Source organism: Magnetococcus sp. PR-3 (assembly GCF_036689865.1).
Classification (GTDB): Bacteria; Pseudomonadota; Magnetococcia; order Magnetococcales; family Magnetococcaceae; genus Magnetococcus.
In genome coordinates, this window is record NZ_JBAHUQ010000001.1 from 373,091 (window position 1) to 384,577 (window position 11,487).

Genomic DNA, 11,487 nt, shown 5'->3' on the forward strand with positions numbered 1-11,487 from the left:
ACACTATGTATTTCAATCCAACGCTTTCCAAGAAGCTTCAATGGCGCATTCCAATGGCCATTGCGGTTGTGACCTGTGCCATGCTCTTTGCCCAGCAAGCTTGGGCTGGGGCAACATTAAGCAATGATGACATGCCCTGGGGCAGTATGGCCATGGGTCTGCTGGGTGGTTTGGCGCTGTTCCTCTTTGGTATGGAGATGATGGCGGATGCCTTAAAAGCTGCTGCAGGGGATCGCATGCGGGCTATCTTGGCTAAGCTAACGACCAACCGCATTTCAGGCGCCATGACCGGTGCTTTTGTGACCGCTGTTATTCAATCTTCATCCGTCACAACCGTATTGGTGGTGGGGTTCATCAGTGCAGGGTTGATGTCACTGTCCCAGGCGGTAGGGGTTATTTTTGGTGCCAATATTGGTACCACCATTACCGCTCAGATTGTGGCTTTTAAGGTAACCAAAGCGGCCTCACTGCTGGTGGCCGTGGGCTTTATGTTCAATGCGGCGGGTAAAACCGATAAAATCCGCCACTACGGTGCCATGACCATGGGGCTGGGTCTGATTTTCTTGGGCATGACCATGATGTCCACCGCGATGAAGCCCTTACGTGAGTTCCAGCCTTTCCTTGATCTTATGATCTCTATGGAAAATCCGCTTTTGGGTATTTTGGTTGCGGCACTCTTTACCGGCTTGGTGCAATCTTCGTCGGCAACCACCGGTATTGTTATTGTCATGGCCAGCCAAGGTTTTATTACCTTGGAAGCGGGTATCGCCTTGGCCTTCGGAGCCAACGTCGGTACCTGTGTAACAGCCATGCTAGCCTCTATCGGTAAACCGAGGGAGGCCATACGTGCGGCCATGGCCCATGTGTTGTTCAATATCGCAGGTGTGTTGATCTGGCTTGGCTTTATTGAGCACCTGGCCTCGTTGGTCACGTCCATGTCCCCCCAATCACCTGAACTGGACGGCATGGCACGTCTGGCTGCGGAAAGTCCCCGTCAGATCGCCAACGCACACACCCTGTTCAACATCGTCAACACCCTCATATTCCTACCCTTTACGGTACCTTTTGCATGGATCATCCAGAAATTGGTTCCGGACAAGCGTGTGGCGACGACTGAAAAATCAGACCAAGCCGTCACTGTTAAACCTCTCTATTTGGATAATGTATTGCTTCACACCCCTGTCTTGGCGCTGGATGCTACCCGGCGTGAGATCAAGGGTATGGGTATGCGTTATGGTTTGATCCTTAACGATGCATTACCGATCGTACTCCATGGTGATGCCGAGGCTTTGGAAGCGTACAAAAAGCGGGATGAAGAGATTGATGCACTGTACGAGCACTTCATCAACTACCTCGGCAAGATCAGTCAGGGTCAGCTTACCGTCACACAGACTCAAGAGATGATCAACTTGGTCAACGCAGTAGATAACCTTGAGAATATTGGGGATATCATTGAGACCAATCTGGTACATATCGGCAAGCAGCGTCTTCGCTATGGTATGCAGATAACCCCAGAAACAGAGACTTTCTTGCGTGAAGTACACCATTTGGTCATGGAAAGCTTGGAAGATGCGGTAAGAGCCATTACCGAACGGGACCTACAAGCGGCCAACCGGGTATATGAGATCAATGACCAGCTGGATGAGATCATCACCCAATCCTCCATCAACCATCTACGCACGGTATCCATTCACACCCCGAACAATGTTGAGCACTACTCTATTGTTCGTGACTTCCTGGATAAAATGCGACGCATCTACTCCTTCACCAAAGCGCTCGCACGCTTAGCTGAAGATGCGGTTGAAGTGATGGATCAGGACCTGGAGGTTGAAACCTTCATCGCCTCAGCCAAACAGGATGCAGAGAGCGTAGATCAAGCAATAGAAGAGTCGAAATAAAGTAGGAGAAAATCAACAAAGCGCCCCGTTTGGGGCGCTTTTTTTTAGATCCAACGCCCCGCGGCCACACCCGATGACCAAGCCCACTGAAAATTAAACCCACCAAGCTGACCCGTTACATCCACCACCTCCCCCACAAACGCCAGACCAGGCATGGTTTTCACCTGCATGGTTTTGGAAGAGAGTACCGAGGTATCGACCCCACCAGCTGTAACCTCAGCGGTACGGTACCCTTCAAGCCCCGAGGGGGTAACCTGCCAGTGATTGAGCTGTAGTGCGAGCTGCTTTAAGCGTTGATCAGGCAACTCCGCCAAAGGTAGGGTTAAGTGACCAGCTAAATCCTGAGCCAAACGTTTGGGTAGGTGTCGCGCTAATAAACTGGACAGTTGAATTTTGGGTTCACTTTGTTTGGTGGCCAACAACCATTTCCAGGCATCCTCACCCGGTAAAAGATCTATCTCAATGGCTTGCCCTGGCTGCCAATAGCTGGAGGCCTGTAGTGCCACAGGACCACTTAACCCCCTGTGGGTAAAGAGGAGCTGATGGGTAAAGGCAACCTTACCCACAGTCAGGGTTGCCGGGGTGGATAGACCACTAAGCTTGGCAAACCGTTTTTGCATTTTACCGGTGAAGAGAAAAGGACAGAGCGCCGGACGCGGTGTAACGACGGGCAGGTCAAACCCTTGGGCGATCCTTAACCCAATATCCGTGGCCCCCATTTTAGGGATCGACAGACCACCACTGGCGATCACCAGCCGGTGGGTCACAAAACGCCCCTGTTTACTCTCCACACCATAGCCGTGGCCTTGTTGATAAGCCCGCCGTACGGTATGCCCCAGCTTAATAACAACCCCTGCCTGTTGCGCCTCCGCCAGCAGCATAGAGACAATCTCTTTGGCCGATCCCTGGCAGAAGAGTTGACCAAGCTCTTTCTCTTCATAAGCAATACGGTGCGCCCCTAGCCGTTCCATAAAGTCATATGGCGTATAGCCATTGAGTGCTGAGAGGCAGAACTTGGGGTTATTTGAAAGATAGTTATCGGCCGAGGCATAAAGGTTGGTGAAGTTACAACGCCCACCACCAGAGATGCGAATTTTCTCCCCCGGATGTTTGGCATGATCCAGAATCACCACATTTAAACCACGGCGTGCCGCTTCTATCCCACAGGTTAAGCCCGCGGCACCGGCTCCAATAACAATAAGATCATAATGAGGTGTGGTCATACCAAACTCTGTTTCATAAAGAATAAGACTTTCACACGATAGAATGCACCGAGCAGGTTACCGTAAGAGATAAGCCCGCATATCCTGATCCATTTTTTAGATAAAAGAGACCAAGAGGTGGTGATTGCCCCGTTAACCATAGTGGCGGGAGGGGCATGGACGACCGATACAAGTGATCCTGGCGACCCAACCCTAGCACATGCAACCCCTGTTTAATCTCTTAGTGCAACACCCTACACCAGCATGGGGCATCGCAAAAAAACAGAGTCACCACCCCCCTACCCCAAGAGACTTTTATAAAGAGAAACGGCCGGAGACTAGGCTACGCCCTTGCACTGGGTCCATGGCGAGAGGGGGGTCATCGTCACATCAAACCCCATTACACTTGATTGATCCTTAATCATGAACACCATCTTGGGCTGTCCACTTATCCGGCAGATCACGCACCTATCATCACCTTTTAAGCATTGATCAGGGCCTGATCAAACCGCCTAAGGTAACGGCGGCTGCCGACTCAGCGCCTGGACCACAACAAGCGCGGGAGTCTCCGCCCCTAGCAAGACCAGCCACCTTAAGGTCACGGCCCCCCTGTAAGAACAGCGCATATGAACAGGAATAATGACAGTCTGATTGTCATCATCGATAGAGAAACCGATTCAGCCCCTTCAACAGACAGGCACGCACAAGCAGAATGCCGCTTTATGCATACCCATATTTTTCTACAACTTCCAACAGTTGCAACCGTGATACCGGCTTGGTTAGGTGCAGGTCACACCCGGCCGCTTTAACCCTGGCCTCCTCCTCTACCATGGCATGGGCCGTTAGGGCAATAATGGGGGTTGGGTGGCGGTTTTCCTGCTGCTCAAGCTGTCGAATGGTTTGGGTGGCGGCATAGCCATCCAAAATCGGCATTTGGATATCCATAAGAATGACATCAAACGCAATGCTTGCTTGTACAAACAGATCGACCGCTTCCTGACCATTGTTCGCAGTTGTGATCAAATGGGGGGTCTTTTTCAAAAAGGCTTTAATAAGAAGACGGTTATCAGGACTATCGTCCACGACCAGCAGACGGAGTGCCATGGGTTCCTCATTGTGTTTACTGCCCTCATGCAAACGGATCAGGCGGTGTATTTCATCGGGCAGGGCATCCAGATAGAAGGTCTCAGGCAAAAAATGCGCCTTTTTCTGCTCAAGCGCATGACGTAAAAGGGAATCTTCACAATGCCCATAAATCATAACGGGTATATGCGTCATCGCCATCGGTGCCCTGATTTTTTCAACCAACGCGACAAGGTTCCCCTGATCTTCATCATGATGATGAATAATTAAAATATCTGGTACGGTTTGCTGGCCAATACGCTCCAGACACTGCACAACCGTGAGATCTTCGTGGCAGCTATGAACATTGGCCCCATACTCAATTAATGTCTCTTCCACATAGAGACTTCGAATGGCATGGGTATGCCAGACAAGCACCGTTATGCCATCCAACGACCGGCCTGCCTGCACCTGATCTTGTTGGGGCGGATCGACCTGTTGCAAAGGTAGATGCATGGTAAAGGTACTGCCCTGCCCTGGCGCACTGGTCAAACTAATACGCCCCCCCATTAAAGCTACCAGCTTTTGACAAATGGCAAGCCCCAGCCCCGTTCCCCCATGTTGACGTTGGTTGGAGGAGTCAACCTGCTGAAATGCACTAAAAATACGCTCATGCTCTTGTTTGGGAATACCTATACCACTATCCACAACCCGAATATGCACCTCAAACAGGCCATCGGCTCCTGCATCACAACCGACAATGGTTGCCACGGTACCGCTCTGGGTAAATTTGACCGCATTGCCCAAGAAGTTGATCAATACCTGACGAATGCGCGCTTGGTCCCCTAAGAACCACTTAGGAACCAAATCATCAATCCAAGTGAGTTGGATCAACCCTTTTTCCTGAACCCTGAACAAGACGACCTTATTGGCATCATTAATCAGTTTCAACAAGTTAAAGGGGGTGTGCTGTACCTCCATCTGCCCCGCTTCTACCTTGGAGATATCCAGAATATCATTAATCAATTGTAAAAGATTTTGCCCAGAGGTCCGACAGATCCCAATATAATTACGTTGGGTCTGGTTAAGCTCCGTCTCACTGAGCAGTTCAGTCATCCCCAAAATAGCATTCATGGGGGTGCGGATTTCATGACTCATGGTGGCCAAAAACTCATCTTTGGCGCGGCTGGCCTGCTCGGCTTGATCTTTGGCCACCCGCAGCTCACTCTCCACCGATTTTGCTTGGGTGATATCAAACATAAAACCAACCAAAGCAACAGGCTGCCCATCCTCTTTAAGCACACTCACCACATCTCGAATCCAGATCACAGCACCATCCATCGCCACCGCACGGTACTCAAAAGCGTGATCCAACCCTTTTTCTGTTTCGCAGAGACAAAACTGTGCGGCCTGCTCTTGATCTTCTGGATGAATACGGGATTTCCAACTCTCCATATCAACCCAGCTCTCTGCAGGGTAGCCCAAGACAACTTCAACCTGAGCGCCCATATAGGTAAATTGACCAGAGGCCAGATCCATACGCCAGGGAATGGTATTGGTAAACTCGACCAAAGTCCGATATTTGGTCTCGTTCATACGCAACTGCTCATTAGCCTGGGCTAACTCATGGGTGCGAATTTCAACCTGATGCTCTAGGTGCCCTGCCCACTGGGCTTGTTTATGGTGAAAAGTCTGAAGATCAGCCGCCATAACCTCCAAGCTATAGGCCAACTGCCCCAGCTCATCATCACGCTTTAAAGGAATGGCCTGTGGTTCATGCCGACTGGAAATGCGTCTGGCTGCAGCTTGTAATAAATTAATGGGACGTAAAATAAAGTGACGCGAGAACAGATAGATGGCAAAAAAGGTGATCAGCGCACAACCGATGGTCATGGCTAAGGTAACTTCACGCAGCTGTGTCAAACCCTGTTCCATGGCTCGATCTGGCATATAGAGCCCAACCGTCCACCCCCAAATTTGGTAGGGTTTGACCACCACCAACAAGCCGACCTCTCCCTTTACCGCAGAGAAGTGATGAACACGATCCATCCCCTGGCCTGATATGGCTTGCACCACCAAGGTTTGTCGTACCTTTGGGGTTAAAACCGCTTCGGCCAAGGGATCTAATAAAATCACCCGCCCCTGACTGCCCAGCACAAACAGCCCCCCTTCAAGATAGCGATTTTTAGCTTTTGCCTCTTTTAGGGCATCCTCTTGATAGCGCTCTACAAAAGAAGGTTGGTTAACCAGCTCATGCCGGATTAACAGATCTTGTCGATGCTTCACCTCACTCTCTAAATAAGCATCTAAATTGGCTTTTAAATAGAGTTCAGCTGTTTGGTGAATACTCTGTTTGGTGGTTAGATAACTCCAACTACCCAGCACAACAAGAAATAGAATAAGAAGAGGAAGAATGATTAGGTTGAGCTTGCTACCCAGGGTCATGGCTTGAGCGTCCTGTAAACATGCTCTCCAGCCAGATCCAATAACTCGGCAGGAATGGTTGTTTTCATCTGTAAAGTGGTGGTGATGTTAACACCCAGATCAAAACGACTGGCGGCAACCACAGGCAACGTACCAGCCGGTTGCCCTCTTAAAATAGCATCCGCTTTGACCGCGGCATCCATGCCCGTTGCCTGACTGTTGGGGTTAATCTGAAACAGGGCACCTCTTTTGACAGCCTCCATGGTTGTGCCATAGAGGATCGGCCGAATAGAGCGGGTCTGTAGCAGCTGGGTAAAATCCTGCAGTTGTCCAAGGGGGCCCAAGGGCTGCCACCAAAAGTCCACTTGTGCTTCTAACTGTTTAACCGCTGTTTTGGCATCTTCCATCAAGCGTGACAACTGAGCTGGTATGGGGCGGTAGTCTATTTTTTTAGGTACCAGCTTTACGCCAGGATACGACTGCGCTGCTTTTTGCAAGGCACGCAGATCCCCCAACGAGGAGGGATAATCGGTATAGATATAGCCCAGACGCAACGGTTTTTTAGCAGGCCACTGTAAGAGGCGTATCGCTGTTGATAACTTTAAAGAACGGGAAAGAGAGTTGATAACCCCTGAAATATAACTCCCAGAAGGCTGCCCGGCATGTTGGATGAGTCCGGCACCAACGGGGTCAGAAACGGTGAAAAAAAGCTGTGGCACATCATATTCTTCCAGCACCTTAAAGGCGACGACAGACGCCATACTTCCACTGGTCGCAACCAGATCGACAGAACGACTGTTCAGAATTTCTTTCAACTGTGTCAAAGTCGTTTGAGCATCACCAAGAGGACGCAAGATGATGAGATCTAGGTTTTTTCCTGGAATCCAACCCTGTTTTTTAAGATGAATAATAAAGTGCTGGCTATGACTCAAAACACTGACAACAGGCATGGATTGAATAAGAACCAGCCTTTTTTTGGGTGCTGCTTGCCCTTGCCCACCCCACCCCATAAACAGAAGTGCGAAGAGCAGGATCATCCCCTCTCTATAGCGATTCAAAACATCCCCCTTACCCCCCATCACCCTACAACCCCACTGCAATAGTGCCAAAATCTCTGTCACATAGCTATGACCAAAGCTAGGCCAAAGAAGGTCCATTAGAATTTAGTTTGTTTATACTGCCACCAAAACAGATTATTATTGAAAACTAAATAAGTGCGCTTTTTCGGTTATTTGCCTTATGATTAGCTATCACACCAGGACGCAATGCTTACACATGTCCTGCCAATCCCATGAATGAAGCGGGAGCCCTCCATGGATCAAACCGGTCAAGAGATTCTTTTGGTGGAGGATGAGGCAATCAATCGATTGCTTCTGTCTGAGATTTTAACCGCACGCGGCTACCGCATAACAGAAGCACCCGATGGCGCTGCTGCACAAGCCTTACTTCAACAGAGTAACAGCAGCCGGTTTGCCACCATTTTATTGGATCGTATGATGCCAAATATGGATGGCATGACCCTTTTAAAGTGGATTAAGGCCCAACCAAGTTTGAAAGATATTCCCGTCATCTTTCAAACCTCAATGTCTGAACCTGATGAAATTCAAGAAGGTATCTCTGCTGGCGCACTCTACTATTTAACCAAACCTTTTCCCCATGAAAAGGTTGTAGCGACCATGGTAAATGCGGCTGTAAAGGCCCGTTATCATCACCGAACCATCCATCGTAAGCTGGAAAAATTTATTGCGGGTATCCAGTTAACTCAGCAGTGGCAGGTACGTTTTAGAACCTTGGCAGAAGCGGAACATGTGGCTCTACTGTTTTCCCAAGCCTGCCCCAACCCCACAGATGATACCGTGCCGATTTTGGAGCTGCTAATCAATGCCGTTGAACATGGCAACTTAGGCATTACCTTTACAGAAAAAAGCCAGCTCTTAAGCGACAACCGATATGATCAAGAGATCACCCGCCGACAAGCAGACTCCTCCCTTGCTCAAAGATATGTAGACGCCACCCTTGAACGGACACCCACACACATAAACATGCGCATTAAAGATCAAGGGGATGGTTTTGATTGGGAACCCTTTTTCACCTTCAACCCTAAACATGCTTTTTTGCCCAATGGCCGGGGTATTATCATGGCATCTTCACAACATCGGGTTCAATATTTTGGCTGTGGTAATGAGGTTCAGTTAACGATTCAACACAGCCCCTCATAAGCATAACTCAACACCATGGTTTAGCACGCAGTCATCCGGAACCGCCCCGTTAAACCATGGCGGAAGATCATCGGCACCCGAACGCTCGGAGCTGGCCCTATGCAAACGTTTTTAACCGGTCACAACACGCTGAACACCCTCACCCAGACCCACGGACCATAAGCGCTCGGCAAGAAAACCTGCCCTATCTGTTTTTACCCCAAACACCCCATGCCTCAGACCGCTACACCACCCCCCCACCCAGCTCAGCCCATTTTTTTTCTGGGTGTTATGGTGTGTACTGATAACAGGTATTGAAACGGTTTAACACAGCCCAACACAGAGCAATAAACATCACCTTTTCATATCTTTATAAACCTTCTTATTGATCTTTTTTTCTTCACACACGCCGTTATCACAGGCATAAAATCCCGCCTAACAACCCGCGTGTTTCCACGCCCCCTTTGATTGAAAGCACCATGCAACCCGACACGAAACGAACGATAGTATAACCGGTAGATATGAAACCAGAAGAACATGACGGCAGCTTAACCAAACAGAGAACAAACTGAGGATCGAGCATAGCGGGTTTACACCACAGAACACTGCGATTAATCATCCCACCCCTCTTTCACGCGGCTTTAGGATCATGAGCCAGCCGACAAAAACACCGACCGAGTTTTCATCCTGAAAGAACCCTCTGGTAGAGACTACTAAGATCTAGATAACTTCAACTTTTTAACGACATACAAGGATAAAGCAGGAGATATGGCCCTTCAAAAACGGCTTTGTTAACCACCACAGCAGCCCGAAATAGAGCTTGATGAGACATAAGGATAGCGATGTGAAACCTTGATTTTTGCCCTATGCGCCCCCCCCTGCCACACAGGCCTTAAGTCTCTTCCCCCCCCTCTAATTTCCATTAAAAAACACCTGAAAACTAAAATGGAATCATCAATTAGGCCAGCAACAGCTTGTGGTGATCGTTCTTTCTGTTGTGACCCCGCAACTCCAATGGGTACATGGTAAAAACCAACACACACCCTTTCCAACAAGGCTATAAAAAAAGGCCACTTCCATTTAAGGAAATCGCCCATTTTTCACCGTCACCAATCCCCGAAGAGAGGTCTCATTTCTTCTGACAAACCGGTTTTTATGGTTCATCACCCAGCTCAGAATATTCCCAAAACCCATTAAGCGACCTGCGGTTTCATTAGTCTACAACCTCATCAAAAGCCTGCTTTAACTGTTGAACAGACTGCTGCAGAGCCTCTTGCGTATAGGGTTTGGCCGGTAACACCCCCCACACAGGTTTGGGCCATGCGGGATCTGAATCAAAACGTGCAATCACATGAATATGCAGTTGCGGCACCATATTCCCTAATGACGCCACATTAAGCTTGGTTGGTGAGAACAGCTGACGCAAAACCTTACAAGCACGACGGATATCATACTGAACCAGCACCATGTCAGCCGTGGAAAGCTGATCAAGATCGGTAAGATCAGGACGGTTCGGGACTAAGATTAACCAGGGGTACTGGGCATCGTTCATTAACAGAACAGTACTTGCTGACAACTCTGTAACGACTTGACAATCTTTACTTAAAGTTGGATGCAGTGTGATCTGTGACATGGGTATCCACTCTCTACGCAACGTTCTGGTTATCCAGGCTCAGGTGATGCCCCATAAACACACAAGTCATCACCACAATGCCAGCCCTTTATTCCATAACCAACCTACGCGTTACAAAAAACAAAGACCACCCTATCTCTTTAGGGTTACAAACGAATCAAAAACAAAGCCCACGTATACGAGAGCGCATACATGGGCTTTGTTACACAACATCTTTTTTCTATAGGCGGATTGATATCCACCCTCTAACGTCCGTGGTATTAAACCCCTAAGGGCAACCCCTTTTTAGTCCACATATCTCGCAACCAGGCACTCAACATAAACAGACTAACGGACACTGGGACGAGCGCTAGTAACACCAACAAACGTCCTATGATTTCTCGTATGGTAAAATCCATCTTTTCTACTCCACGCGTTGTTGCTGCATACATGGCCATTTATGGTTTTCTTCTACCTAAAGAAGTCCGATTTTTTATCGGTTGTCAGGTCCACTTTGCAGCTTCCATGCTCCACTCAAACGCACCGTTTTGGTGCTGTTTTAAACCATACGCCTCAAAATTTATATTTGCTAGTGTAGATTTGTCGCAAAACTGTAACTTTTTTAACGTTTCTTCTCAATAAATAGACGCTCAACCTATCGAAAGCCCTTTCCTAGGCAGGGCATAACACTTTTACATTTGGTCCCTATCTGACCGGTATGGTGGGCTGTTTTTTCCCACCATCACAACGCATCTTTTCCCCCATATTCGTGATCAATGTTAATGGCACGCTAAAAACCACCCCATTATTACACATATGTTGGGCCCCCTTTATTTCCCTAACACCACCAGATATCCGTTTTTGTAGCCTCAACAAGTCTTACTATAAGTATATACACCTAATACCATAAACGAACATGCTAGTACTTATAATGACCAGCCCTGGCATTTATCTCACTTTCTCTCAAAAGCATCGTTTTTTTTCTCACTTTCCATCACATGAACCGTTACATGAACGGTTACTTTTCGACTAATATGGAGTGTGAAGTTGAAATTCAATAATGTTATATTTCTCAGGCTAGGGATTGACAC

At 48.4% G+C, this 11,487-nt stretch carries 6 protein-coding genes; 2 read left to right on the forward strand and 4 right to left on the reverse strand.

The features are described 5' to 3' along the window. Window positions 1–5 precede the first annotated feature (5 nt). A complete protein-coding gene (locus V5T57_RS01405) occupies window positions 6–1,898 on the forward strand; it encodes a Na/Pi cotransporter family protein (protein ID WP_332889361.1) in 1,893 nt (630 codons plus the stop codon). A gap of 44 nt (window positions 1,899–1,942) precedes the next feature. On the opposite strand, the gene V5T57_RS01410 is transcribed toward V5T57_RS01405, so the two are convergent. From V5T57_RS01410 to V5T57_RS01420, 3 genes are all read right to left on the reverse strand, one after another. Continuing rightward, window positions 1,943–3,121, reverse strand: coding sequence for a BaiN/RdsA family NAD(P)/FAD-dependent oxidoreductase (locus tag V5T57_RS01410; RefSeq protein ID WP_332889362.1), 1,179 nt, complete (start codon window positions 3,119–3,121; stop codon window positions 1,943–1,945). 699 nt (window positions 3,122–3,820) lie between these two features. Next, entirely contained in the window at window positions 3,821–6,607 is a 2,787-nt protein-coding gene (locus tag V5T57_RS01415; protein ID WP_332889363.1) for a hybrid sensor histidine kinase/response regulator, read from the reverse strand. Next, window positions 6,604–7,644 carry an ABC transporter substrate binding protein gene (locus V5T57_RS01420; RefSeq protein WP_332889364.1) on the reverse strand — a complete coding sequence of 347 codons (1,041 nt, stop codon included), beginning with the start codon at window positions 7,642–7,644 and terminating at the stop codon, window positions 6,604–6,606. The genes V5T57_RS01415 and V5T57_RS01420 overlap by 4 nt, the downstream gene beginning before the upstream one ends. Window positions 7,645–7,899: 255 nt before the next feature. On the opposite strand from V5T57_RS01420, the gene V5T57_RS01425 reads away from it, so the two are divergent. Then, window positions 7,900–8,805, forward strand: a complete 906-nt coding sequence (locus V5T57_RS01425; RefSeq protein WP_332889365.1) for a response regulator — start codon at window positions 7,900–7,902, stop codon at window positions 8,803–8,805. A gap of 1,192 nt (window positions 8,806–9,997) precedes the next feature. Here the strand turns inward: V5T57_RS01425 and V5T57_RS01430 are convergent. Continuing rightward, on the reverse strand, window positions 9,998–10,417 hold the full coding sequence (locus V5T57_RS01430) for an HIT domain-containing protein (protein WP_332889366.1): 420 nt from the start codon (window positions 10,415–10,417) through the stop codon (window positions 9,998–10,000). Window positions 10,418–11,487: the final 1,070 nt, after the last annotated feature.